Source organism: Chitinilyticum litopenaei DSM 21440 (assembly GCF_000428145.1).
In the GTDB taxonomy this organism is placed as follows: domain Bacteria; phylum Pseudomonadota; class Gammaproteobacteria; order Burkholderiales; family Chitinibacteraceae; genus Chitinilyticum; species Chitinilyticum litopenaei.
The window spans coordinates 1-25,472 of the sequence record NZ_ATZJ01000042.1; the positions used below are offsets into that span (position 1 = coordinate 1).

A 25,472-nucleotide genomic window follows, 5' to 3' on the forward strand; every position below is an offset into this window, starting at 1 on the left:
CTTTCGCGCACCATGTGGAAAAGGCTTTCGGCTCGAAGTCCTCGCCCACGGTGCGCAGCACAAATGCATTGCGCCTGGTGTGGCCGGAATTGATGACGCCAACCAGCTCCGGGTTGTCGCGCATGAAGGTGTCCACTTCATCGATGAACAGGGTTGGCCGCCATTTCTCGATTGCGCGGAACATGCCGGCTGCGCTTACACTGGCGACCGGCAGCGGCTTGAAACACAGATGCGACAGCGCTTCCAGCAATACCGACTTGCCGCAGCCCTTTTCCGGGGCGCTGATAAGCGCCAGCGGCAACACGGTGGCGCGATCAACCAGCCACGTCAGGGCGCACCACAGCACGGCAGCGCGCAGCGTTTCCTTGTCGGCAATGACATAGCGTTGCAGCAGGGCCAGCGCTTCCGACAGCACCGCATCGCCGCTGACCGGCTCCGGCCATGCCTCGACTTCCTCGAACAGAACGAACGTTCCTTGTGCGTCGTCGGGCTGGACGGCCTCGGCTTCTTTCCGCGCAGCATTCACCAGCTTATCCAGAATGCCCAGCGGCACACCACCCAGCGCCTCGGCTGCCGCTTTGCGCTGGCGGCCATAGTTGAGCAGGCTCAGGCCAGCCAGGTGCTGGATGTAGGCGTCTTCGTTGCTGGCATCGGGCAAGGGGTCGGGAGTGCTGGCGGGGTGCTGGCCGTTGTCTGGCTCCGCAACCATAACATTTGCTAACACCCCGGCCCGTACCGCATCCAGCCCGGCCAGTTGGTGCAGGTCGTTGAAGTCGGTCGCATCCTTGCCGTTTTCTTGCCGTTGCTGGCACTGCTCAGGCGTGAACGATGGCACGCACCAGACGGCCATGCCGTGCACCTCGGCTGCCTTGCGGGCGGCCTGCTGGCCTGTGCCGCTGGCGTCGTTGTCGCCGCACACCCGCAGCGCGGCAGCCGGCAGGGCAGCGGCCAGGCGTTCCGCCGTGCCGGCCAGATTGCCCGCATTCCATGCCACGACAACCGGCAGGCCAGTGGCCTCATGCAGCGTGCAGCCGGTCGCCCAGCCCTCGCACAGCAGAATCTCCGTGGAGTCCTTCAGGCTGCCCAGCGTCAGTGCAGTGCCCTTGACTTGCCCACCAGTGAGGAAGCGCTTGCCACCATCCTCGCCAATCAGTTGCAGGCTGACCAGCTCGCCGCCAGCCCGCAGCGGCAATACCAGCATGCCGCGCAATTGCTTGGCCCCCACCGGCTTGATGCCCTTGGCAATCAGGTAAGGATGGTCAGCCCGGACAGCGCCAGCGGCAGCCCACAGTTTGGCGGCTTTGGCCTTGGCTTCAGCGTGAAGGCGCTCCGCTTCCTGTTCGGCCTGCTGCTGCGCTGCCAGTCGGGCCGCCTCGATCTGCTGGCGCTGTTCCAGTGTCGGCGGCGTGTAGGGCTTGCTGGTTTGCCAGCCATTGCGGTGCGCTTCGTGGAACAGGCTGGCAATGCTGACCTTGCCGCCGGCCTTGATGCTCTTCCAGACGGCGCGGGCGGCCTTGGGCTGATAGTTGTCGGCGCTCTGGCTCCAGTCGTCCCAGAGGTTAAAGCCCGCCTCGCCCAGCTCGGACTTGACGGCCATTGCCATGCACACCCACGTGTCCCGGTCATGCGCCGGGATGTGCGCCAGTGCGGCGCGGATGTCGGCTGCAGTATCGTTCATCGCCGCGCCTCCTGAATCAGTGTGTAGCGGGCAATGCGGCCATGTTGGCGACCGTAACTGTCGGCAGCGTCAATCAGGTCTGTGATGATGGTGTGGCCCGCGTCCTTCAGCTCCTTGATGCGAGCGGCGGGCATCATCACATTGCAGCCGTCGCGCAGCTCTACTGTGGTGCAAGATGCAATGCGCAATGCTGCCAATACGCGCTGGCATTGAGCGCTGCGACTGGTGTCGGTAATCAGGCCTGAAGCGTTGAGGCCATGATGCATAGGAACCGGGTTGCGGCTTTTTTTCATGAGGTGCCCTCCGCTCAGGCTGCTGTGCGAGTGCGGGACTCAATCCACGCGGCCACCTCATCGGCACGCCACGCCACCGCTTTACCCCCCCCCAGGCTCACGGCCTGCGGGAACTGACCCCTCTTCATCAGCCGATAAATGGAAGAGCGCGACAAGGTTGTCATTTGCTCGACCGTTGGACGCTTCAGCAGTTGTGCCAAAGTTGGCATCGGGCAATTCATAGCGCGGTTTTCGTTCATGAGCATTTCCTTTACGCAATAAAAAACCCGCCATGTAAGCGGGTCTGAAATGAAAAAACCCGCCGTAAGGCGGGTTGATGTCTTATCAATGCGGACGTTAGAAATGACAAAACCCCGCTTGAACGGGGTTTGTGCGCACCAATGACAGCATGACAACTTGATTGTCACTAATTGCAGAGGCGCAGTCAAGCGCTCTGATTCCCATGCATACCCGGCAAGCTCGGTCAGGCGGCGCGGTGTAGCGTCAGCACAGCCGCCTTGTTCGGGTTGAAGTCGCACGGCTCGATGTGTCGACCAGCCGCATGCAGGGCATCCAGCCAGTCAGCCCACCATTGCAGCATGGCTTGGCGCTCTTTCTCGAACAGGGCATTGCGCCCATACAATCGCCCCATGTCATCATCGGGCGGCTCGTCGCCTTTGTCGTCCTTGTCGGCATGGCCGATATGCCGCTCGATTGCATCCCGGTTGAACTGGCCGGACTCTCTCAACCCGGAAACCATCGTTGTGCGAAAACCATGCAGACAAACATCGGCCTTCGTGTCGTAACCCAGCTTGCCCAGCAACAGGTTGACCGTGTTTTCACTGATGGGAACGCCGATACGCTGCCCCTCGAACACAAACAACGAACGGCCATTGATTGCCCGGATTTCATTCAGCAAGGCAACAGCCTGACGGCTCAGGTAAACCAGCCTTGGGCGCTCCATCTTTTCGCCGCGCTGGCTGTGCTTCACACCCTCAATGACTTCCCTTGTCGCCGGTATCAGCCAAGTACCCGCTTCAAGGTCAAACTCGTCCCAGCGGGCAAAGCGAAACTCCGATGATCGCGCCCCGGTCAGCAGCGCAAAGCGGGTCGCCAATTGGGCAATACGCAAGCCTTCATAGCCGGCTATACGCTGTAAGAGCTCCGCAGTGCGACTAAGCGGCAGGGACGGGCGTGGCCTTGATGTAATCACTGGCATGATGCCTTGTGTTCCGACCAGCGTAACGGATGGGTCTGCAACAATTCGGCTGCTGCGTACCGCGTGCTTCATGATGCCGCTAATGTGATTGAGGACGCGCCCCGCACTTTCAATGCGCCCCAGCTTGATGAGCTGATCTACCGGCTTGCGCAGCGTTGCCGCATCCAGCTTGCCCACCGGCCATGCGCCATAGTGCGGCAAAACATGCTGAACGATTTGCGTCCACACCTTGTTCTTCGTGCGTTCCTTCCAGGCTTTCAGGCGGGCACGCTCTTCCAGCCACTCCCCGGCCACGACCTCGAACGTTGCCGCAAGCGCCCGCTCGGCTTTGGCCTTGGCAATCTGGCGCTCAATGACGGGGCTGTCCTTGTTGTCGATCTGGTCGCGGCACTGCCTTGCAGCCTTACGGGCATCTGGCAGGCGCATTGCCGGATAGTCCCCCAACCACAGCTTTACCGGCTTGCCGAATAACGTCCCCCGAAAGCGCCAGCGTTTGCGACCAGTCGTAACTACCAGCCATAGTCCGCCCCCATCGTTCAGGTTCTTCTCACTCTTGCCCTCGTCAGGCTTGGCGTGCCGGCACTCAGCATCGGTAAGCAGCTCGGTTCTCTTCTTCCCATCATCAGCCATCTTTGCCCCGCAAAAGGAATTTGCCCCCGTACCTTAGCATGGGGGCAGAAGATGGGGGCAAATTTACCTAGGCTTTCCCGCGCCAAGCTGCGCACTCCTGAGAATAAAAAAACCCGAACAAGCTAAGCTTAATGCGGGCTTGTTGGCTTTCTTGGGAACATCTGAAACTAGGTGGTGGTGCCGCCAGCCGGAATCGAACCGGCACGCCAAAAGGCGAGGGATTTTAAGTCCCTTGTGTCTACCAATTTCACCATGGCGGCATGGTGGCCCATTTTATGCGAAACCCTGGGCATTGTCCGGGCAAACAAAAAGCCGCTCGGTGAGCGGCTTTTTGCAATCTGGAGGCGCGAGCCGGAGTCGAACCGACCTACACGGATTTGCAATCCGGTGCATAACCGCTTTGCTATCGCGCCATGGAAAAAGCGCGGTGCTTTTTCATGGAAACTGGAGCGGGATAAGAGGCTCGAACTCTCGACCTATACCTTGGCAAGGTATCGCTCTACCAACTGAGCTAATCCCGCAGTGTGCTGCAAACCCGTATGCAAAGTAAGAATTGGAGCGGGATAAGAGGCTCGAACTCTCGACCTATACCTTGGCAAGGTATCGCTCTACCAACTGAGCTAATCCCGCTTTGCACGACTGAGTCTGACAACTGCGATTTGTAATGGAGCGGGATAAGAGGCTCGAACTCTCGACCTATACCTTGGCAAGGTATCGCTCTACCAACTGAGCTAATCCCGCTTCGCAAGCAAATCGTTTCTCTGGAGCGGGATAAGAGGCTCGAACTCTCGACCTATACCTTGGCAAGGTATCGCTCTACCAACTGAGCTAATCCCGCGCTCGCTTCAAAACTGCAGAAGCATCAGAGGAGGCGCATTATGAATGCACTCATGGCGGGCGTCAACAGGCCGCGCGATTTTTTTCGCCAGGGCAACCCACTGCCGCCTCCAGCGCTGCGCCAGACTGCGCTGCGGGCCACAACAGCGCAAACGGGCCGCACAAACAAAACCTCAACAGAACCTGACTCGTGTGAAGCCGTGGCGTTACAATAGCCGGCTATTTCTGAGCCGGAATCCAGTGCCATGTACCGTCCCGCCTCCCAACAGTCCGCCGACATTCCGCTGATCCGCATCCGTGGTGCGCGCACGCACAACCTGAAGAATGTGAATCTGGATATTCCGCGCGGCAAGCTGGTGGTGATCACCGGACTGTCGGGCTCGGGCAAGTCCTCGCTGGCCTTTGACACGCTGTATGCCGAAGGGCAGCGCCGCTATGTCGAATCGCTGTCCGCCTATGCTCGGCAGTTCCTGCAATTGATGGAAAAACCGGACGTCGACCTGATTGAGGGGCTGAGTCCGGCGATCTCGATCGAGCAGAAAGCCACCAGCCACAATCCGCGCTCAACCGTCGGCACCGTCACCGAAATTCACGATTATCTGCGCCTGCTGTTTGCCCGCGTCGGCACCCCCTACTGCCCGGAACACAATCAGGCGCTGGAATCGCAAACGGTCAGCCAGATGGTCGATCATGTGCTGGCTCTGCCGGAAGACACCAAGCTCATGGTGCTGGCGCCGGTCATCGTCGGCAAAAAGGGTGAAAACGCCGACCTGTTCGACGAGCTGCGCGCGCAGGGTTTCGTGCGGGTGCGGGTTGACGGCGAGGTGTTCGAGCTTGATGAAGTTCCGAAACTCGACAAGAACAAAAAGCACAGCATCGATGTGGTGATCGACCGCCTGAAAGTGCGCGCCGACTTGCAGCAACGCCTGGCTGAATCCTTTGAAACGGCCTTGCGCCATGCCGAAGGGCGGGCGATTGCCGTGGAAATGGATTCGGGCAAGGAGCACTGGTTTTCGGCCAAGTTTGCCTGCCCGGTGTGCAGCTACAGCCTGCCCGAGCTGGAACCGCGGCTGTTTTCCTTCAACAACCCGATGGGGGCCTGCCCGCAGTGCGATGGCCTGGGCCAGATCACCTTCTTCGACCCCAAGCGCGTCGTCGCCCATCCGGAGCTGAGCCTGGCGGCCGGTGCGATCAAGGGCTGGGACAAGCGCAACCAGTTTTACTTCCAGCTGCTGCAGAATCTGGCCGAGCACTATGGCTTTGACATCAATACGCCGTGGCTGGAGTTGCCAGAAGACCTCCGCCAGGTGGTGCTGTACGGCTCGGGGCGCGAGGAAATCCGCTTTGTGTATCTGAACGAGCGCGGCAGCCGCTTTGAGCGACTGCACAGTTTCGAGGGCATCATCCACAATCTGGAGCGCCGCTACCGCGAAACCGATTCGGCCACGGTGCGCGAAGAGCTCGCCAAATACCAGAACAACTCGGCCTGCCCGGCCTGCGAAGGCACCCGCCTGCGCCGCGAGGCCCGACATGTGCGCGTGGGCCAGCAAACGCTGCACTGGATCAATGTGCAGTCGCTCAAGCACGCCGCGGCCTTTTTCGACAGCCTGCACCTGGAAGGCGCAAAGGCCCAGATTGCCGAAAAAATCGTCAAGGAAATCCGCGAGCGCCTGGGCTTTCTGGTGAATGTGGGCCTGGACTACCTGTGCCTGGAGCGCAGCGCCGATACGCTGTCCGGCGGGGAGGCGCAGCGCATCCGGCTGGCCAGCCAGATCGGCTCGGGCCTGACCGGGGTAATGTACGTGCTCGACGAACCGTCGATCGGCCTGCACCAGCGCGACAATGACCGGCTGCTGGCGACGCTGATGCGCCTGCGGGACCTGGACAACAGCGTGATCGTCGTCGAACACGACGAGGATGCCATCCGCGCCGCCGATTTTCTCGTCGACATCGGCCCGGGCGCGGGCGTGCATGGCGGCGAAATCATTGCGGCGGGTCACCCCGACGACATCATCGCCGAGCCGCGCTCCATCACTGGCCAGTTTCTCAGCGGTCAGCGCCGGATCGCCATTCCCGCCGCACGCCGCCAGCCGCAGGACGGCAAATGGCTGACCCTGAAAGGCGCCAGCGGCAACAATCTGAAAAATGTCGAGCTGCAACTGCCGGTTGGCCTGATGATCTGCATCACCGGCGTTTCAGGATCGGGCAAGTCGACGCTGATCAACGACACACTGCATCACATCGCGGCGCGCGAGCTCAACGGCGCGTCCTGCGAACCCGCCCCTTACGAGGAAATCAGCGGACTGGAACATTTCGACAAGGTCATCAACGTCGACCAGTCCCCCATTGGCCGCACGCCGCGCTCGAACCCGGCCACCTATACCGGACTCTTTACGCCGATCCGCGAGCTGTTCGCCGGCGTCCCGGCCAGCCGCGAGCGCGGCTACGGGCCCGGGCGCTTCTCGTTCAACGTCAAGGGCGGACGCTGCGAGGCCTGTCAGGGCGATGGCGTGCTTAAGGTGGAAATGCACTTCCTGCCCGATGTGTACGTGCCTTGCGATGTCTGTCACGGCAAGCGCTACAACCGCGAAACGCTGGAAGTGCAGTACAAGGGCAAGAACATCACCGAAGTGCTCGACATGACGGTGGAGGTGGCGCTCGATTTCTTCAGCGCCGTACCGACGGTGGCGCGCAAGCTGCAAACACTGATGGACGTGGGCCTGGGCTACATCAAGCTGGGCCAGAGTGCCACGACGCTGTCCGGCGGCGAAGCGCAGCGCGTGAAGCTGGCGCTGGAATTGTCCAAGCGCGATACCGGCCGCACGCTTTACATCCTGGACGAGCCGACCACCGGCCTGCACTTCCACGACATCGATCTGCTGCTCTCCGTCATCCAGCGCCTGACCGCGCACGGCAATACCGTGGTGGTGATCGAGCACAATCTGGACGTGATCAAGACCGCCGACTGGCTGGTGGATCTCGGCCCGGAAGGTGGCGCCGGCGGCGGCCAGATCATTGCCTGCGGCACCCCGGAAGCCGTGGCCGCCAATCCGGCCAGCCACACCGGCCACTACCTTGCCAGGGTATTGAGCCAGAACCAAACCGGGTAAAGGGCTGCAGAGCAATACCTGGCAAAACAAAACGGATGCCCAAGCATCCGTTTTATTTTGTTCCGCCTGCCGGCAATCAATGCGGCAGCGGCGGGAGCGGCACGATCTGGTCCAGCCACTTCGAAGCAGTCAGCTTCTGATCCAGGGTCCCCTTGTAGAGCAGCTGCTCCAGCTGCGCAATGGCCTCCTGATCCGCCCCCTGATTGAGCAACACGGCGATCTTCTGCAAGGCCGGGTCGTCGCTGGCGAACTTGGCCCGCACCGGGGGAGGCGGCGGCGGAGAAAAATCAAGATCGAATTCCAGGTCATCCCCGCCGGGTGGCACGGATGCCGTCACCTCCTGCTCGACCTGATCATCCAGCGTAAAGGGCAGCGGCAGCGGCTCGGACGGCATCAGCACCGGACGCAGGGCAAACCGGTCGGCCTCGGCCTGCGGCGGCGCGGCGGCCACAGCAGGCGCAGCCTCCGGCAAGCCGGCCTGCGCGCGCATAAAGGAGGCAAACACATCACCCTGCTCTCCGACCGGCGCCTGCATGCCCTGCAGCTCGGCCTCGAATTCGTCGCGCGCCAGATCCAGCGAGCGATACAGCGGATTCGCGGCATCCAGCTGCCTGCCCTTTTCCTGCACCTGCTGCCACAGACTGTCGCTGGAAAACTGCAGACGGAAGGCGACGGCCTGTTCCTGGAAGGCATCCTTCATGCCCTGCTGCACATACACGTCAAACAATTTCATCCACAGCGCCAGGGCAGCCGGGTAGGACTGGATTTCGTGCAAGAGCAGATTGATGGCCTGCGCTCCGAGACCATGATCCAGCAATAGCTGCGCCTCTTCCGCCACGCTATTGGGCTGGACGACATCGACTTCGCTGCTCACCTCGGACTGCCAGTCCTCATTCATCGGCCGGTGTACCGGAACGCCGATCTCGCTGAGATTGATGCCGCTCATCGACGCATACTCAGGCAGCTGGGTATTCATTTCGCCCCGCTCGACGGGGCGCACGGTCGCGCGCGTCACCGGCGCGGCGATGGTCGCGCGCGTAAAGACTTCGCTGTTTTCCTGCTGCCGTATCTGCCGGCGGCGCCAGACCACAAACCCCACCGGGAACAGCAGCACCAGCGCCAGCGGCAGCGCCAGCCAGAGCCAGGATTGCCCCGGACGCTCACTGACCTGCGGTTCACGCTTGAGCCCCTGGTCACGCTGGCGCAACTCTGCGAGCTGCTTTTGCAATTGGGCAACCTGATACTTCAGCTGCAGCGTTTGCGCCGCCTGGTCATCCGAGTCCAGCGCCAGCAGACGTTCCCGCAGCAACAGCGCCTCTTCCGGAGTCAGCTTGCTCTTGCCTTGCTCCAACACCGGCGCAGACAGCTGCAGGCCATAATTGGCAGGGCCGCTGGCCTTGCCGGCACTGGCGAGCTCCCCACCCAGCGTCAGACTGGGGCGCTGGGACTCGAGCGCCGGTGGCAGGGGCAACAGGGTCGGCAGGGCGCTGACCGGAGCGGGCAGCGATGGCGCCTCGACCTGCGGGGCTGGCGGAATGCGAATGGCGACATCGGCCGACAGTTGTGCGGTACTCGACTGCGGCAAATCCGGATTCAAATCGTAGAGCTGCTGGATGAACTGCTGACGGGCAGCGCCAGCGCGCGACACATAGGCCCGGGCAATGCCGTCTACCGTATCGCCTTCGCGCGTCAGCCAGGTGCCGCCACGCGGCGCCGTACGCCGTGGCGCCGCGCCGGCCCGGGGACGGGCAGAGACACTGACTTGCGGCGCATCCAGCGCCACCGCGGCATACTCGCGCGGATCAAGCAGGGCATTGTATTCCCGCTGGAAGGCCTGGCCTTCATTGCCAGGACAGCGCACCCGCACCGCCAGACGCAACAGCGGATCCTGGATCAGGGCGTCGCTGCGAATCTGCAGCTGGCTCGAGCCGTCGGGCAGCGTCAGCAGCCGCAAGCTGCCCCCGGCCAGCACGCCCGTGCCGTCATGCTCCAGCAACGAGGGCCTGACCAGGCGGAAACAGGCCGGAGAAATTTCTTCGCCTGCGGCAACATGCACGGGAACCTGCGCAGCAAAGCGCTCACCCAGCGCAGACTGCACGCGGATGTCGCCAAGCGTAACGGCCATGCCGGCCGGAGCCAGCGCCACGGCGGCCAAGGAAGAAAAAGCTAAATTGCGCCAGACTGCCAAATTGATCTTCTTGTTATGCAAAAGGGGCCATCCGCCCGAACGCGGATCAGACAATGTCGAGATGCTCGATACCCGAGCCCAGTACATCCTTGTTTTTGGCTTCGCTGCCATGCAGCTTGATCTGCAGGCGCAGATCGTTCACCGAGTCGGCATTGCGCAACGCATCTTCGTAACTGATCTTGCCGGCCTCAAACAAATCGAACAGGGACTGGTCAAAGGTCTGCATGCCCAGCTCGCGCGAGCGCTTCATGATTTCCTTGATCTCGTGAACCTTGCCATCAAAAATCAGCTCGGAAATCAGCGGCGAATTCAGCATCACCTCGACTGCGGCAACCCGCCCCTTGCCGGAGCGGTGCGGCACGAGGCGCTGCGAGACAAATGCGCGCAGGTTCAGCGACAAATCCATCAGCAGCTGCGAACGGCGCTCTTCCGGGAAAAAGTTGATGATCCGGTCCAGCGCCTGGTTGGACGAGTTCGCATGCAGTGTGGCCATGCAGAGGTGACCGGTTTCGGCAAAGGCAATCGCGTAATCCATCGTTTCGCGATCACGGATTTCACCAATCAGAATCACATCCGGCGCCTGGCGCAGCGTGTTTTTCAGCGCATTCATCCAGCTGTCGGTATCCACACCGACTTCACGCTGGGTAATGATGGATTTGCCATGCTCGTGCACATACTCGATCGGGTCTTCGATCGTAATGATGTGATCGTAGGCATTGCTGTTGCGGTGACCGATCATGGCGGCCAGCGAGGTCGATTTACCGGAACCAGTGCCGCCCACAAAGATGACGAGGCCGCGCTTGGTCATGGCGATGTCTTCCAGCACCGGCGGCAAGCCCAGCTCGTCAAGCTTCGGGATTTCCGAATTGATGGTCCGCAGCACCATGCCTACCCGGCCCTGCTGCATGAAGGTGTTGACGCGGAAACGGCCAAGATTGCCCGGGCTGATTGCGAAATTGCATTCTTTCGTGGCTTCGAAATCTTCAGCCTGCCGGTCATTCATGATCGAGCGGGCCAGCTCCTTGGCGTGCTGGGCCGTCAGCACCTGGTTCGATACCGGCGTGACCTTGCCGTCGATCTTCATCGCCGGCGGAAAATCGGCCGTGATGAAAAGATCGGATGCACCCTTGCTGCGCATATGGCGCAGCAAGTCGTGCATGAATTTCGCGGCCTGTTCCTTTTCCATGACTTAACCCTTGAAGTTGTCCGGCACGGCGGCCTTGGCCCTGGCCTCGGCCACCGAGACGATATTGCGCTGCACCAAGCCCTGCAAGCATTGGTCCAGTGTCTGCATGCCGTACTGCTGACCGGTCTGGATGGAGGAATACATTTGGGCCACCTTGTTCTCGCGGATCAGGTTGCGGATCGCGGGGATGCCGATCATGATTTCGTGCGCGGCCACGCGACCGGAGCCATCCTTGGTTTTCAGCAGCGTTTGCGAAATAACCGCACGCAGCGACTCGGACAGCATCGAGCGCACCATTTCCTTTTCCGCCGCAGGGAACACGTCGACAACCCGGTCGATGGTCTTGGCGGCCGACGACGTATGCAGGGTGCCAAAAACCAGGTGACCGGTTTCAGCGGCGGTCAGCGCCAGACGGATCGTTTCCAGATCACGCATTTCCCCCACCAGCACCACATCCGGATCTTCCCGCAATGCCGAACGCAGGGCATTGGCAAATGACAGGGTGTGCGGACCGACCTCGCGCTGGTTGATCAGGCATTTCTTCGACTGATGCACGAATTCGATCGGGTCTTCCACGGTCAGGATGTGACCGTATTCGTTCTCGTTGACGAAATTGATCATCGCCGCCAGCGTGGTGGACTTTCCGGAGCCGGTCGGCCCCGTCACCAGCACCAGGCCGCGCGGATTCATGGAAATATCCTGGAAAACCTTGGGGGCGTTGAGCTCCTCCAGTGTCAGCACCTTGGACGGAATGGTCCGGAATACGGCACCAGCACCACGGTTTTGCACAAAGGCATTGACCCGGAAACGCGCCAGATTGGGGATTTCAAAGGAAAAATCACACTCGAGCGTGTCTTCGTAAGTTTTGCGCTGCCCATCGTTCATGATGTCGTACACCATGTCGTGGACTTCCTTGTGATCCATCGGCGGCAAATTGATACGCCTTACATCACCATGCACCCGGATCATAGGCGGCAAGCCTGCAGAAAGGTGCAGGTCGGACGCCTTGTTCTTGACGGAAAACGCTAAGAGTTCGGAAATATCCATTTATAATCTCTTCCTCATTGCGCCCCATCAGGCGCTGATCTGACTGCATTTTGCAGCCAGTCTGGATGCAATCTGACTCATTATGACAACGATTTTTACGGCATGGCAAGGCGTGCGCGCCCGCGTTGCTGCGGCTGCAACGCGGGCCGGAAGACCTGCGGACACCGTTGAACTGCTGGCCGTCAGCAAAACCTTCCCGGCAGACGCTGTGCGTGAGCTTTACCAACACGGCCAGCGGCATTTCGGCGAGAATTACGCGCAGGAAATGCACGACAAGGCCCTGCAGCTCGGCGGCGACTGCCCTGATTTGGTATGGCATTTCATCGGCCCTTTGCAAAGCAATAAAACGCGCCAGGTGGCAGAGACGGCAAGCTGGGTGCATTCGGTGGATCGTGTGAAGATTGCCGAGCGTTTGTCGCAACAGCGCCCGGACCACCTGCCCCCGCTGCAGGTCTGCATCCAGGTCAATGTGTCGGGCGAAACGAGCAAATCAGGGGCAACCACCGCTGCCGCAGCAGAACTGGCGCGCCAGACGGCCAGCCTGCCGCGCCTGACGCTACGCGGACTGATGTGCATTCCCGACCCTGCGGCCGATGCAGCCACGCTGCGCCACCAGTTCAGGCAGCTGGCCGAGCTGCGGCAGGAACTCAATTCGCAAGGCTTTGGTCTGGATACCCTGTCCATGGGCATGTCGGCAGACATGGAGCTGGCCATTGCCGAAGGCGCCACGCTGGTTCGCGTCGGCACGGCTATTTTTGGGGCGCGCAGCGCCAAGGAAAACACGCAATGAAACTGACGTTCATCGGTGGCGGCAATATGGCCGTCGCCATTCTGGGTGGTCTGGTGCAGCGCGGCTACCGCGGGCAGGATGTGCTGGTGATCGAACCCGATCAGGCCAAGCGTGAAGAGCTGCAGGCCAGCTGGCAGGTCCATACTGCCGAACCGGGCGCACCGTTGCCGGCGTCTGAAGTGATCGTGCTGGCCGTCAAGCCGCAACAGCTGCGCCAGGTCGCCACGGCAATTGCCAACCAGGTTGGCAACGCACTGGTCATCTCCATCGCCGCCGGCATCAAGCTGGATGCCCTGTCGCGCTGGCTGGGCGGCCATGGTCGGCTGGTGCGTGTCATGCCCAATACCCCGGCGCTGGTGCAGGCCGGCATTTCCGGTGCGCTGGCCGCGGACAGCACCAGCAACGCCGACCGGCAGCTTGCCGAAGACATCCTGAGCGCAGTCGGCGAAGTGGTCTGGGTAGAGAAGGAAAGCGAACTCGATGGTGTGACGGCCATTTCCGGCAGCGGCCCGGCTTACGTATTTTATTTCATGGAAGCACTGCAGGCCGCCGCACGCGCCCAAGGCTTTGCGCCCGAGACGGCGCGCAAGCTGGCCTATCAGACCTTTGCCGGCGCGGTGAAGCTGGCGCTGGAAAGCCCGGATGACGCGGACACCCTGCGCCAGAAGGTCACGTCCAAGGGCGGCACGACCGAGCGCGCCATCAATGCGCTCGAAACCAGCCAGGTACGCGCCACCATCATCGCCGCCGCCTCGGCCGCCGCCGCCCGCTCACGCGAGCTGGGCGAAGAGCTTGGCCGCGATCCGCAGGAGTAAAGGCGATGCTGATGCCGGCCATGCTGCGTGACACGATTGCCTTCCTCGGGCACAGCATCGGGGATTTTCTGATCCTGCTGCTGCTGGCCCGTTTCTACCTGCAGGTGGCCCGCGTGCCATTCCGGCAACCGATTGGCCAGTTTGTGCTGGCGCTCACCAACTGGCTGGTGCTGCCACTGCGACGCGTCATAAAACCCATTGGCGTATACGACACCAGCTCATTGCTGCTGGCGCTACTGATCGCATACCTCATGCATCTGCTCTTGCTGTGGATTTCGCCCTGGCCCTATCTGTTTGCGAATGTGTTCTCGCTGCTGGCCATTCTGGCCGCTGCCGTGCTCGAATTGCTGAAGATGTCGCTGTATCTGCTGTTTGCCGCAGCAGTCGGCCAGGCCATCCTGTCCTGGGTAACCCCCTACCATCCGATGATGCCGGTCTTCAACGGACTGACGGCGCCTTTCCTGCGCCCTTTGCGCCGGCTGATTCCGCCGATCAGCGGGGTAGATATCACGCCACTGATCCTGATCCTGCTGATCCAGCTGTGCCTTAACATTTTCATCAGCGATTTCGAGCGCCTGATCCTGACGCAGGTCCGTCTGCCAACGTGAGCGGCTGGTACCAGCAACAGGGCGGACAAGTGCTGCTGCAGCTGCATGTGCAACCCGGCGCCAAGCGTACCGGCGTGGCTGGGCTGCACGGCGATGCCCTGAAAATCCGCCTTGCCGCCCCGCCGGTCGACGGCAAGGCCAATCAGGCGCTACTGGCCTGGCTGGCGGATTTTTTCCGCGTGCCGCAACGCCAGGTCACGCTGCTCAGCGGCGCCAGCGCCCGCCAGAAACGCGTGGCCATCACTGGCAGCACGGTAGCGCCCGAAACACTGCTGGAGCAGGCGTGAGCTCAGCGCTCCCTGTCCTCAAGACGCTGCTGGTCCGGGTCGACACGGCGGTATTCGCCTTCCAGCGTATCGTCCTGGGGAGGCGCCACCACAGGCGCGGGGGCAAAGCGCCAGGGCAGCAGCAGGAGCAGCCCCGCCACATCGCCGCCCAGGCCGGGCAGCAGCAGCAGGATGGCGGCAATCGAGTAGCGGGCCAGTGCGAACAGGCTGCCGGCGCCAAACTTGCCCTGCTGCAGATCGCGCATCAGCGTCATGGCAAAGGCAAGGCGATATTGGCGCAGCATGACAAGGCCAAACACGAAGGTCAGGCCGACCCACAGCAGCACCGGCCACCAGCCCAGCCAGTCCACCGCCGCGGAAAACAGCGCGATCTCCGCAAGCGGATAAGCAATCAGTACGGCAAGAAGGAAATAAGGCATGGATAAACCCGAAGCGATCTGGCTGGTGATCTGCAATTGTCCCGAGGAAGCCGTGGCAAGGCAACTGGCTACCGGGGTAATTAATGAAAGGCTCGCCGCCTGTGTGAACCTGCTGCCCGCCGTCGAGTCCATTTACCGCTGGGAAGGCCGTCTTGAACTGGCCCGTGAAATACCGCTGCTGATCAAGACTCCGGCCCGCAACTATCCGGCACTGCAGGATTGGCTGCACGCGCATCATCCTTACGATGTCCCGGAAATCATCGCCCTGCCGCTCGGTGCGGGGCTGCCTGCCTATCTGGATTGGGTATCGTCGTGCACGCGTTAAAGACTCTGCTTTTCTGGCTCATCCCCCTCTTGCTGCTGGGCACAGCCCACGCCGTGGACCCGGACACGCTCCTTAAGCCGGAAGAAGCCTTCCAGCCCAGCGCCCGCCTGGTGGACAACACCCACATCAGCGTGCAATGGCAGGTCGCCAAGGGCTATTACCTGTACCGCGACCGCATCCGGGTGAGTCACGACAAACAGGACCTAGCCCTCGACTTTCCGGCGGGCATCGTCAAGGACGACCCTTATTTCGGGCGCACCGAAGTCTATCCGCAGGATGTCGCCCTGATCGCCCGCAGCCCGCGCACCCTGCAGGCCAGCGACCGCATCGAGCTGACCTTCCAGGGCTGCGCGGAAGCCGGCATCTGCTATCCGCCACAGACAGTCAGCCTGACGCTTGATGGCCGCAGCAGCACGACAGGCGTGGCCGGGCTGTTCGGAGTCGCGGGCAAGGCCGAAACACCGGATGAATCCGGCTTTTTTGGCGGCAGCCTGGCCATCACGCTGGGGCTGTTCCTGCTGGCGGGCCTGGGCCTGTCGTTCACCGCCTGCCTGTATCCGCTGATCCCCATTGTCTCGACCATCATCCTTGGCCAGCAGGGTATATCCCGGCAACGCTCGCTGTTATTGACCCTCAGCTATATACAGGGCATGGCATTGAGCTATGCCGCTGCAGGAATGGCGGCGGCGGCCAGCGGCACGCTACTGGTGGTCGCCCTGCAGCAGCCCTGGGTGACCGCACTGTTTGCCGGCTTCTTCGTCCTGATGGCGCTGGCCATGTTTGGGGTTTTCAGCCTGCAATTGCCCAGCAGCCTGCAAAGCCACATCCAGAAGCTGGGCCAGCGCCTGCCGGGCGGCCATTACGGCTCGGTCTTTGTGATGGGCGTGCTGTCGGCCGTACTGGTCGGCCCCTGCATGGCGCCGCCACTCGCTGCGGCGCTCGCCTACATCGGCCGCAGCGGCGACCTGCTGACCGGCGGGCTGTCGCTCTACAGCCTGGCGTTGGGCATGGGGGCGCCGCTACTGCTGATCGGCGGCTTTGGCGCCAGCATCCTGCCCCGACTTTCCGGTACGACGATGAATCGCGTGCGCCGCGGTTTTGGCGTCATCCTACTGCTGGTCGCGGTGTGGGTGGCGCAGCCGCTCTGGTATCCCCGCCTGGCAGAACCGGCCAGCAGCATGCACCTCACCGTGCGCAGCGGCGATGAACTCGACCGCGCGCTCCAGCAAGCACGGGGCAAGCCCGTGCTGGTCGATGTGTATGCCGACTGGTGCGTGAGCTGCATCGAGCTTGAGCGCAAGACCTTTCCCGACCCGACCGTCAAACAGGCCCTGCGGGAATATGTGCTGATCCGGGCGGATGTGACCCGCAATGACGACGAGGCACAGGGGCTGCTGCGCCGCTTCGGCCTGTATGGCCCACCTGCCATCCTGTTTTATGACCGCGCCGGCCAGTTGCACGAAAAACGGCTGATCGGCTTCCAGCCCCCTGCCGCACTGATCGCCGGCCTGCCCGCGGAGCCCGCACGGTGAAAGCCCGCTTAGTCCTGCTGGCCACTCTGCTGCTCGCGGCCTGCGCGCCGACGCCCTACGAACAACTGGAGCGCGCCGCCCTGCAGACACTGGCAGCATCGCCGCTGCAGAGCGACACCCTGCGCGGCAAGCCCTTGATCATCAATTACTGGGCCAGCTGGTGCTCCCCTTGCCGCGAAGAAATGCCAGAGCTGGCAGCGCTGCAGCGTCAGCACGGCCAAAACCTGACGATTCTGGGCATCGCACTGGATGAGCGCAGCGCGGTACAAGCATTTCTGCAGCAAACGCCGGTGAATTACCCGGTGCTACTGGGAGACTTCGCAGGCATCAGCGCCTTGATGGTGGAACAGGGCAACGAAAAGCGGGGCTTGCCCTATACGGTGCTTTTCGATGCACAGGGGCGGGAAGTAGCTCGCTTCAGCGGGCGCGTGCATGCCGAGCAGCTGAACGCCCTGCTGCGGTCGCAGGCAGCGGGCCGGGACTCGCAAGCGGAAAAGCAATGACTCGATGGGGATGAGGGGCTGGGCAGAACTCAGAAGCCGCAGAAAACATCCCGCAGCATCGCGATCACTTCCAGCGTGCGCAGATCGCCGACGCGGTAATAGACCCGATTCGCATCCTTGCGCGTGCGCAGCACGCCCTTCTCGCGCATCAGCGCCAGATGCTGGGAAATATTGGACTGCGTGGTGCCGACCTGTTCGACAATGTCCTGGACACTCACTTCGCGATCGCCGAGCACGCAGACGATTTTCAGGCGCAGCGGGTGCGACATCGCCTTCATCGCGCGCGAAGCCTGCTCGATATGAGCGTCATCCTGTATATCAATCAGCGTGGTCATTGTCGTTGTTCTAAGTGTTATGTGTCTCAGCAAAAGCCCGAATGCTTGGCCGGCGAAGCGCTCAGGACCACGAACGCGGTGGTTCTGAGCCAGATCAGCAATACTGCGCAAACCGCATTGCCAAGCAGGACAATGCGCTAGAATACTACCCGTGTTTGAAATCGGCCCGCAACCTTACAACGCTCTCTTTCGCGCCGGTTGTCAGTTATTTGCCCCAACTTCGGAAAAAACCATGGCACAGCAAGTTACCCCCGTCCTGCTTCTGATTCTCGATGGCTTCGGTTACCGCACCGGCGGTGACGACAATGCCATCCTGCTGGCGCGCAAGCATCATTTTGATCGCCTGTTCAGCCAGTATCCGCTGACCACCATCAACGCCTCCGAACAGCATGTCGGCCTGCCCGCCGGCCAGTTTGGCAACTCCGAAGTCGGCCACCTGAACATTGGCGCCGGGCGCGTGGTCCAGCAGGACATCAGCCGCATCGACTGTGACGTGGCCGACAAGACACTGGGGCAGAACCCGGTGCTCAAAGCCGCCATCGACCAGGCCCGCAGCAGCGGCAAGACTCTGCACATCATGGGGCTGATGTCCGACGGCGGTGTGCACAGCCATGAAAACCACATTCACGGCCTGATCGAAGCCGCTGCGCATGCCGGCGTTGCCGACATCCGCGTCCACGCCTTCCTGGACGGCCGCGACACCCCGCCACGCAGCGCGGAACTGTATCTCAATCGCCTGCAGGCGGTCTGTGAAGCCAATCACGCCCGCATCGCCGGCATTGTCGGCCGCTACTGGGTCATGGACCGTGACACCCGCTGGGAACGTGTCGAGCCGGCCTATCGCCTGATCGTCGATGGCCAGGGCCTGTATGCCGCGGAGAACGCGATCGAGGGTCTGCGCGCCGCCTATGAACGTGACGAAAACGATGAATTCGTCTCGGCGACAACCATTGGCACGCCGACCCGCATGGAAGATGGCGATGTGGTCGTGTTCATGAACTTCCGCGCTGACCGCGCCCGCCAGATCACCACCGCGCTGACCGACCCCGCCTTCAATGGCTTCGAGCATCAGCAGCGCCGCGTGCAGTTCGGCTATTTCTGTACCGCTACCGACTACGGCTCGGCTTACAATCATCCGGTCGCCTACACCAAGGAAAAGGTGAAGAACGGCATCGGCGAATACCTGGCCGGCCTCGGCCTCAAGCAGATGCGCATCGCCGAAACCGAAAAGTACCCGCACGTGACCTATTTCTTCTCCGGCGGCGAAGAAAAGGAATTTGCCGGTGAAGATCGCGTGCTGGTTCCCAGCCCGAAGGTCGCCACCTACGACCTCAAGCCCGAAATGTCGGCCAATGAAGTCGCCGACAAGCTGATCGAAGCCATCAAGAGCAAGCAGTACGATGCGATCTTCTGCAACTTCGCCAATGGCGACATGGTCGGCCATACCGGCATCCTGTCGGCGGCAATCAAGGCGGTGGAAACGCTGGACTCCTGCGTGGGCCGCGTTGTTGATGCCATGGTCGCCGCCGGCGGCGAGGTACTGATCACCGCCGATCACGGCAATTGCGAAATGATGTATGACCCGAGCTCCGGCCAGGCACACACCCAGCACACCACCGACCTCGTGCCCTTCTGCTACATCGGTCGCCCGGCCCGTCTCGCTCCGGGTGGTGCACTGAAGGATATCGCGCCGTCCCTGCTGGCAATGATGGGCCTGCCGCAACCGGAGGAAATGACCGGCCGCTCGCTGATCCATTTCCTGTAACACGTGTTCCCGCGTTATTTGGCCCTTGTCTGCACCGCCGCGCTGCTCGCCAGCCCGGCGGTGTTTGGCGTGTCCAGGCAGGAAACCAGCGCCAGGCAGGGCGAGCTGCAGGAGCTGCGCGGCCAGATGGCGCAGATCAAGAAAGAACTGGCGCAATCGGAGGCCAGCCGCGCTGACGCGGCCGATGCACTGAAAGACTCCGAACGCGCCATTTCGGAAGCCAGCCGCGTATTGGGGGAACTCGACAACGCCCGCGACCTGACCGAAAGCGAGCTGGCTCGCCTGAATCAGGACATCAGCAACACCCGCAACAGCATCCAGGCCAGTCAGGCCCGGCTGGGCGAGCTTTTGCGCGGCCGCTACAAGGCCGGCAATGTCGAAGCCTGGCGCCTGCTGCTGAACCGGCAGGACCCGAACGAGGTCAGCCGCAGCCTCACTTATCTGCGTTATCTGGCGCAGGCACAGCAAACGCTGGCGCATGAATTGCAGGTCAAACTGACCGAACTGAATGCACTGGCGGAAGAAATCCGCCAGAAGAATGAAACACTGCAGCAACTGGCCCGCAGCAAGGCCAGCCAGAAAGCCAGCCTCGAAGAACAGCAGGCACGCAAGGCGGCGCTGGTCAGACAGCTTTCGCAACGCATCGACAACCAGCGCGACCAGCTGGAAAAGCTCGCCGCCGACGAAAAACGGCTTACGCAGCTCGTCGAACGACTCAACGCCCTGCTGCGCAAGCAGGAAGCCCAGCGCGTGCGCGAAGCTGCGCAGCGCAAGGCCGCCGCCGAGCGCCGTGCCCGCGAGCAGGCACAGGCCGAAGCACGCGCCAGGCAGGCAGGCAAGCCGCCGCCGGCCAGGCCACCCGAGAAAGTGCAGATCGTTACCGAAGTTCCCGACGCAACGCAGGCGGGGGCGCGCTTTGCCGGACTGAAAGGTAAATTGCGGCTGCCGGTTCAGGGCAGCGTTGTCAGCCGCTATGGCAGCAATCGCGGCGAGGGCGGCAGCTGGAAAGGCATCTTCATCCGCGCCGGCAGCGGCCAGCCCGTTCGTGCGGTGGCCACCGGCCAGGTGGTTTTCGCCGACTGGCTGCGCGGCTTTGGCAATTTGCTCATCATTGACCACGGCGGCGGCTATATGACCCTGTATGGTGCCAATGAAAGCCTGCTCAGACAGGTCGGCGAGACAGTCAATCCGGGCGACACCATCGCCACCAGCGGCAATAGCGGTGGCATGGGCGAAACCGGTGTATATTTCGAAATCAGACAGAATGGCCGGCCATTAGACCCGATGAGCTGGGCTGGATGATCCACCAGGAAAACACGAATGCCTTCTAGCAAGACTGCCCCTTCCCGCAACCGCTTCGGCAAAATCGCCCTCGTGCTGGCGGGGGCCGGACTGGGTGCCGTATTGAGCCTTTCGTTTACCGCGGTCGCGGACAAGGAAAGCAGCAATCCCCTGCCGGTTGACGAACTGCGTGCCTTTTCGACCGTGTTCGGCCTGATCAAGCAAAGCTATGTCGAGCCGGTCGAAGACAAGAAGCTGATCAACGAAGCCATCAAGGGCATGGTGTCCGGCCTTGATCCGCACTCCAGCTACCTTGACGCCGACGCGTTCAAGGATCTGCAGGAAAGCACACAGGGCGAATTTGGCGGCCTGGGCCTTGAAGTGAACATGGAAGACGGCCTCGTGCGCGTCGTCAGCCCGATTGAAGACACCCCGGCGTTCCGCGCCGGCATCAAGGCTGGCGATTTCATCGTCAAGATCGACGATACCCAGGTGCAGGGCCTGGCGCTCAACGAAGCGGTCGGCAAGATGCGCGGCAAGCCCGGCACGGCCGTCACCCTGACCGTGCTGCGCAAGGGCGAGAGCAAGCCGCTGATCTTCACGCTCAAGCGTGCCGTGATCAAGGTGCAGTCGGTGAAGTACAAGCTGACTGAGCCTGGCATCGGTTATGTACGCATCACCCAGTTCCAGGAGCGCACCACGCAAATGCTGGCCGATGCACTGAACAGCCTTTACAAGGAAAACAAGGCGCCGCTGAAGGGGCTGGTGCTCGATCTGCGCAACGATCCGGGCGGTCTGCTCAATGGCGCGGTGGGCGTTTCCGCCGCCTTTTTGCCCAAGGATGCGCTGGTCGTCTATACCGACGGGCGCACGCCGGACTCCAAGATGAAACTGTTCGCGCGCAAGGAAGATTACGCCCGCGGCGGCAAGGACGAGCTCGCCGGCCTGCCTCGCGAACTGAAGAGCGTACCGCTGGTCGTGCTGATCAACAGTGGCTCGGCTTCGGCGTCCGAAATCGTCGCCGGTGCGCTGCAGGATCACAAGCGTGCACTGGTCGTCGGCACGCAATCGTTCGGCAAGGGCTCGGTGCAGACCATCCTGCCGATCGACAGCAAGTCCGCGCTGAAGCTGACCACGGCGAAATATTTCACGCCGGCCGGGCGTTCCATCCAGGCCAAGGGCATTGTGCCGGACATCGAGGTGCAGGAAGCCACGCTGACTGGCAAGGATGACGAAGCCAGTCCGTGGCGACTGCGCGAAGCCGATCTGGAACGTCACCTCGACAATCCGAACGACAACGGCGAAGGCAAGAAACCGGCCACCAAGCCCAGCCCGCTGCCGACGCCAGCCAAACCCAAGGCCACCGCGCCCAAGGCCAGCGAAAGCGCTGAAGACGAAGTGCCCAGCCGCGAGCTGGCCTCAAAGAGCGACTACCAGTTGCAGCAGGCCATCAGCGTGCTCAAGGTACAGCAGCTGCTGATGCAGAAGGCGGCTTCGGCCCCGGCGGCGGCCAAGTAAGCAGCAAACCGTCACACGCCCCCTCAACGCCCCGCTTGCCGGGGCGTTGTTGCGTTCGGGCACGATCAATCTGCAAAACCGATAAGGCATATTGCATTGCAGCGTGCATTTTCCCGCCGACCGGCCTAGAGTAAATGGCAAATACGCGCCGGCACCGCGCACCGGGAGACCTCGATGAAAACCAGCCAGGATCTGACGAAGCACCGCGAAATCGTGCTCTACGCCTTGCCCACCGACCAGGCCGTGCAGGCAGCGCGCTATCTGGGTCGCCTGCCCGGCATAACGGTGCAGGCCAATGCGGCCCAGCACAGCATCATGCTCAGCTACTGCGTGACCGATTACACGCTGCAGGAGCTGGAAAACCTGCTGATGACGGCCGGATTTCATCTGGACAACAGCATTCTGCAAAAGATCAGGCGTGCCCTGGCGCATTACTGCGAAGACGTGCAGCGCGACAATCTGGACATCCCCGAACACAATATCAAGACCCGCGATGTCTACGCCAAGGTCTGGGAACACCATCCGCACGGCGATCACGATGACACGCCGGAAGAGCTGCGCCGCTACCTCTGAGCGCCAAGCCATGCCGCCCGGCATGGCAGCAATACCCACATGGCCATCCACATACAGCCCTTCATGGTAAAAGGCTTCAGCCACATACCCCTCGCGTAGCTCACTGGTCAGTCAGGGCACGCCGCATGCGCCAGTCGCGCATGCCGACGGCATTACCTGGCGCAAATCCTGCGCCGGTGTGGCGCACCGCCTGCACCGCGCGGAATCCGGCTGGCATCGCGCCCACGCTTGATGCAGACTGGATTCATTCCCCTTCACGGACTCCTCGTTCAGCCATGCTCAAACTGATTCTGCGCGCCATCATGCGCCTCCTGTTCCGCGTTGATGTCCAGGGCGACCAGTCGGTTTTCGGCCCGCCCAAGACGCTGATCGTCGCCAACCACGAGTCCTTTCTCGACGGCCTGCTGCTCGGGCTCTTCCTGCCGATCCGCGCCACCTTTGTCGTGCATGCGCAGGTGATGAAGAACCGCTGGTTCCGCATGGCGCTGGCGCACGTGCCGCACATGACGGTGGAACCCTCGAACCCGCTGGCAATGAAGGCGGTCATCCGCCTGCTGGAAAAAGGCGAGAACGTCGTGATCTTTCCCGAAGGACGGCTGACCGACACCGGCTCGCTGATGAAGGTCTACGACGGCGCGGCCTTTGTCGCCGCCAAGACCGGCGCGCGCATCGTGCCGGTGCGCATCCGCGGCGCGGCGCGCAGCTATTTCGGCCGCCTCTCCGGCCTGTATCCGCTGCACCTGCTGCCCAGGATCAGCCTGTGCGTGCAGCCCCCCACTGCAATTCCGATGCCGGAAGGCCCGAACGCCAAGGCGCGCCGCCGCCGCGCCGGCGAGGCCATGCGCCGCATCCTGCTGGAAATGCTGGTGCATACCCGCCCGCGCCGCACGCTGTATCAATCGTATTGCGACGCGCGCGAAAGCTTCGGCAAGCGCTTTCGCCTCGCCGAAGACATCAATATGGTCGAGGAGACCTACGGCTCGCTGAGCACCAAGATCGCCGCACTGGCCCGCCTCACCGAGCGCCACACGCACAAGGGTGAAAACGTCGGCGTGCTGATGCCCAACGCCGTCGGCTCGGTCGCGCTGATCCTCGCGCTGTCGGCGCGCGGCCGCATCCCGGCGCTGCTGAACTACACGGCCGGACGCGATGGCATCATCGCCGCCTGCACCGCCGCACAGATCAAGACCATCCTCACCGCGCGCGCCTTTATCACCAAGGGCAAGCTCGACGACCTGATCGCCGACCTGCCCGGCATTCGCGTCATTCATCTCGAAGACCTGCGCAGCGAGCTGGGCCTGGTCGACAAGCTCGGCATTCTGGTCGCCAGCCGCTTCCCGCGCTGGATGGGCCAGCCCGACCAGCAGCCGAGCGATCCGGCCGTCGTGCTGTTCACCTCGGGCTCGGAAGGCAAGCCCAAGGGGGTGGTGCACAGCCACGACAGCCTGCTCGCCAATGTCGCGCAAATCCGCGCGGTGGGCGACTTCAATCCGCTCGACAAATTCATGGTCGCGCTGCCGCTGTTTCACTCCTTCGGGCTGACCGCAGGGGCGCTGCTGCCGATTCTCACCGGCTGCAAGGTGTTCTTCTACCCGAGCCCGCTGCACTACCGGCTGATCCCCGAGCTAATCTACGACCGCAACTGCACGGTGCTCTTCGGCACCAGCACCTTCCTCGCCAATTACGCGAAATACGCGCACCCCTATGACTTTGGCCGCCTGCGCTATGTGGTCGCCGGTGCTGAGAAACTGACCGCGGAAACGCGCAGCGTGTGGATGGAGAAATTCGGCATCCGCATTCTCGAAGGCTACGGCGTGACCGAATGCGCGCCGGTCATCTCGGTGAATGTGCCGATGGCCAACGAGGCCGGCACCGTCGGCCAGTTCCTGCCCGGCATCGAGCACCGGCAGATTCCGGTTCCCGGCATAGCCAGCGGCGGCCTGCTGGAAGTGCGCGGCCCGAATCTGATGCTGGGCTATCTGCGCTATGAAAAACCCGGCGTACTGGAGATGCCGCCGGCCGACAGCGGTCACGGCTGGTACAGCACCGGCGATGTGGTGACGGTCGACGACGAAGGCTTTGTGCGCATCGTCGGGCGCGTCAAACGCTTCGCCAAGATCGCCGGTGAAATGATTTCACTGGAAGTGGTCGAGAAACTGGCCAACACCGCCAGCCCCGGCCAGCAGCACGCCGCCAGCAGCCGGCCCGACGCCACCAAGGGCGAAGCGCTGGTGCTGTTCACCACCGACGCCGCCCTGCGCCGCGAGCAACTGACCGAAGCCGCGCGCCAGCTGGGCCAGACCGAGCTGGCCATTCCGCGCGACATCCGCGTCATCGCCGCCATCCCGCTGCTGGGCACCGGCAAGACCGATTATGTGACGCTGAAGAAAATGGCGGAACAGCGGGGCGAGGCGTGAGGCGTGAGGCGTGAGGCGTGAGGCGTGAGGCGTGAGGCGTGAGGCGTGAGGCGTGAGGCGCACCATACCTACAACCCCATACCAATGCAAGCAACGCCCAGCATTGGTCACAGCCATATACGTAGACAAATCCATGT

22 protein-coding genes and 6 tRNA genes are annotated in these 25,472 nt (G+C 62.2%); 13 read left to right on the plus strand and 15 right to left on the minus strand.

Going from position 1 to position 25,472, the window contains the following annotated elements; all coding sequences use genetic code 11:
• The 10 genes from C515_RS21115 to C515_RS0113765 all read right to left on the minus strand — a co-directional run.
• Window positions 1-1,678 (minus strand): PriCT-2 domain-containing protein (locus C515_RS21115; RefSeq protein ID WP_211234058.1); only part of this gene is annotated, 1,678 nt, incomplete at its 3' end.
• Complete coding sequence (locus C515_RS21120) at window positions 1,675-1,971, minus strand: helix-turn-helix domain-containing protein (protein ID WP_211234059.1); 297 nt, start codon at window positions 1,969-1,971, stop codon at window positions 1,675-1,677. The genes C515_RS21115 and C515_RS21120, both read right to left, overlap by 4 nt.
• 14 nt (window positions 1,972-1,985) lie before the next feature.
• The gene (locus C515_RS0113730) at window positions 1,986-2,210 is read right to left on the minus strand and encodes a helix-turn-helix transcriptional regulator (protein ID WP_245575038.1); all 225 of its coding nucleotides are present in this window, start codon (window positions 2,208-2,210) and stop codon (window positions 1,986-1,988) included.
• A gap of 224 nt (window positions 2,211-2,434) precedes the next feature.
• Complete coding sequence (locus C515_RS21125) at window positions 2,435-3,799, minus strand: tyrosine-type recombinase/integrase (protein WP_051304946.1); 1,365 nt, start codon at window positions 3,797-3,799, stop codon at window positions 2,435-2,437.
• Window positions 3,800-3,974: 175 nt separating this feature from the next.
• A tRNA-Leu gene (locus tag C515_RS0113740) sits at window positions 3,975-4,059 on the minus strand.
• 79 nt (window positions 4,060-4,138) lie between these two features.
• Window positions 4,139-4,212: transfer RNA gene (locus C515_RS0113745), tRNA-Cys, on the minus strand.
• Between the two features lie 32 nt (window positions 4,213-4,244).
• A tRNA-Gly gene (locus tag C515_RS0113750) sits at window positions 4,245-4,320 on the minus strand.
• 33 nt (window positions 4,321-4,353) lie between these two features.
• A tRNA-Gly gene (locus tag C515_RS0113755) sits at window positions 4,354-4,429 on the minus strand.
• Between the two features lie 35 nt (window positions 4,430-4,464).
• Window positions 4,465-4,540: transfer RNA gene (locus C515_RS0113760), tRNA-Gly, on the minus strand.
• Window positions 4,541-4,561: 21 nt separating this feature from the next.
• A tRNA-Gly gene (locus C515_RS0113765) sits at window positions 4,562-4,637 on the minus strand.
• A gap of 244 nt (window positions 4,638-4,881) precedes the next feature.
• On the opposite strand from C515_RS0113765, the gene uvrA reads away from it, so the two are divergent.
• Entirely contained in the window at window positions 4,882-7,746 is a 2,865-nt protein-coding gene (uvrA, locus tag C515_RS0113770; protein WP_051304947.1) for an excinuclease ABC subunit UvrA, read from the plus strand.
• A 76-nt stretch (window positions 7,747-7,822) separates the two neighbouring features.
• On the opposite strand, the gene C515_RS0113775 is transcribed toward uvrA, so the two are convergent.
• The 3 genes from C515_RS0113775 to C515_RS0113785 all read right to left on the minus strand — a co-directional run bounded on the left by C515_RS0113775 (window position 7,823) and on the right by C515_RS0113785 (window position 12,167).
• Complete coding sequence (locus tag C515_RS0113775; protein ID WP_144290474.1) at window positions 7,823-9,871, minus strand: type IV pilus assembly protein FimV; 2,049 nt, start codon at window positions 9,869-9,871, stop codon at window positions 7,823-7,825.
• 109 nt (window positions 9,872-9,980) lie between these two features.
• Window positions 9,981-11,120, minus strand: coding sequence for a PilT/PilU family type 4a pilus ATPase (locus C515_RS0113780; protein ID WP_028456007.1), 1,140 nt, complete (start codon window positions 11,118-11,120; stop codon window positions 9,981-9,983).
• Between the two features lie 3 nt (window positions 11,121-11,123).
• Window positions 11,124-12,167, minus strand: coding sequence for a type IV pilus twitching motility protein PilT (locus C515_RS0113785; RefSeq protein WP_028456008.1), 1,044 nt, complete (start codon window positions 12,165-12,167; stop codon window positions 11,124-11,126).
• 82 nt (window positions 12,168-12,249) lie between these two features.
• Here C515_RS0113785 and C515_RS0113790 point away from each other — a divergent pair, with 82 nt between their 5' ends.
• The 4 genes from C515_RS0113790 to C515_RS0113805 are packed head-to-tail and all read left to right on the plus strand — an operon-like array spanning window position 12,250 to window position 14,667.
• Entirely contained in the window at window positions 12,250-12,957 is a 708-nt protein-coding gene (locus C515_RS0113790; protein ID WP_144290475.1) for a YggS family pyridoxal phosphate-dependent enzyme, read from the plus strand.
• Window positions 12,954-13,772, plus strand: coding sequence for a pyrroline-5-carboxylate reductase (proC, locus tag C515_RS0113795; RefSeq protein WP_028456010.1), 819 nt, complete (start codon window positions 12,954-12,956; stop codon window positions 13,770-13,772). The genes C515_RS0113790 and proC overlap by 4 nt, the downstream gene beginning before the upstream one ends.
• A gap of 5 nt (window positions 13,773-13,777) precedes the next feature.
• Window positions 13,778-14,380: a YggT family protein gene (locus C515_RS0113800; protein ID WP_245575039.1), complete on the plus strand. Its 603-nt coding sequence runs from the start codon at window positions 13,778-13,780 to the stop codon at window positions 14,378-14,380.
• Window positions 14,377-14,667: a DUF167 domain-containing protein gene (locus tag C515_RS0113805; RefSeq protein WP_028456012.1), complete on the plus strand. Its 291-nt coding sequence runs from the start codon at window positions 14,377-14,379 to the stop codon at window positions 14,665-14,667. The genes C515_RS0113800 and C515_RS0113805 overlap by 4 nt, the downstream gene beginning before the upstream one ends.
• Window positions 14,668-14,669: 2 nt before the next feature.
• On the opposite strand, the gene C515_RS21130 is transcribed toward C515_RS0113805, so the two are convergent.
• A complete protein-coding gene (locus C515_RS21130) occupies window positions 14,670-15,086 on the minus strand; it encodes an FxsA family protein (protein WP_051304948.1) in 417 nt (138 codons plus the stop codon).
• Here C515_RS21130 and cutA point away from each other — a divergent pair.
• The 3 genes from cutA to C515_RS22675 are packed head-to-tail and all read left to right on the plus strand — an operon-like array spanning window position 15,085 to window position 17,446.
• Window positions 15,085-15,411 carry a divalent-cation tolerance protein CutA gene (cutA, locus tag C515_RS0113815; RefSeq protein WP_028456013.1) on the plus strand — a complete coding sequence of 109 codons (327 nt, stop codon included), beginning with the start codon at window positions 15,085-15,087 and terminating at the stop codon, window positions 15,409-15,411. The two genes, C515_RS21130 and cutA, sit on opposite strands and share 2 nt — an antisense overlap.
• A complete protein-coding gene (dsbD, locus tag C515_RS21135; protein ID WP_043649636.1) occupies window positions 15,399-16,943 on the plus strand; it encodes a protein-disulfide reductase DsbD in 1,545 nt (514 codons plus the stop codon). Before cutA ends, dsbD begins: the two co-directional genes overlap by 13 nt.
• Window positions 16,940-17,446: a TlpA family protein disulfide reductase gene (locus C515_RS22675; protein WP_051304950.1), complete on the plus strand. Its 507-nt coding sequence runs from the start codon at window positions 16,940-16,942 to the stop codon at window positions 17,444-17,446. The genes dsbD and C515_RS22675 overlap by 4 nt, the downstream gene beginning before the upstream one ends.
• 29 nt (window positions 17,447-17,475) lie before the next feature.
• On the opposite strand, the gene C515_RS0113830 is transcribed toward C515_RS22675, so the two are convergent.
• Window positions 17,476-17,781 carry an ArsR/SmtB family transcription factor gene (locus tag C515_RS0113830; protein WP_043649639.1) on the minus strand — a complete coding sequence of 102 codons (306 nt, stop codon included), beginning with the start codon at window positions 17,779-17,781 and terminating at the stop codon, window positions 17,476-17,478.
• A gap of 232 nt (window positions 17,782-18,013) precedes the next feature.
• Between C515_RS0113830 and gpmI the strand changes: the two genes are divergently transcribed.
• The 5 genes from gpmI to aas all read left to right on the plus strand — a co-directional run bounded on the left by gpmI (window position 18,014) and on the right by aas (window position 25,335).
• Window positions 18,014-19,546 carry a 2,3-bisphosphoglycerate-independent phosphoglycerate mutase gene (gene gpmI / locus C515_RS0113835; RefSeq protein WP_043649642.1) on the plus strand — a complete coding sequence of 511 codons (1,533 nt, stop codon included), beginning with the start codon at window positions 18,014-18,016 and terminating at the stop codon, window positions 19,544-19,546.
• A gap of 18 nt (window positions 19,547-19,564) precedes the next feature.
• Window positions 19,565-20,848 carry a murein hydrolase activator EnvC family protein gene (locus C515_RS0113840; protein WP_051304956.1) on the plus strand — a complete coding sequence of 428 codons (1,284 nt, stop codon included), beginning with the start codon at window positions 19,565-19,567 and terminating at the stop codon, window positions 20,846-20,848.
• Between the two features lie 18 nt (window positions 20,849-20,866).
• Entirely contained in the window at window positions 20,867-22,345 is a 1,479-nt protein-coding gene (locus C515_RS0113845) for a S41 family peptidase (protein ID WP_043649645.1), read from the plus strand.
• 174 nt (window positions 22,346-22,519) lie between these two features.
• Entirely contained in the window at window positions 22,520-22,918 is a 399-nt protein-coding gene (locus tag C515_RS0113850; protein ID WP_028456018.1) for a hypothetical protein, read from the plus strand.
• Window positions 22,919-23,193: 275 nt separating this feature from the next.
• Window positions 23,194-25,335, plus strand: coding sequence for a bifunctional acyl-ACP--phospholipid O-acyltransferase/long-chain-fatty-acid--ACP ligase (gene aas / locus C515_RS0113855; RefSeq protein WP_028456019.1), 2,142 nt, complete (start codon window positions 23,194-23,196; stop codon window positions 25,333-25,335).
• The last annotated feature ends 137 nt before the right edge of the window (window positions 25,336-25,472 follow it).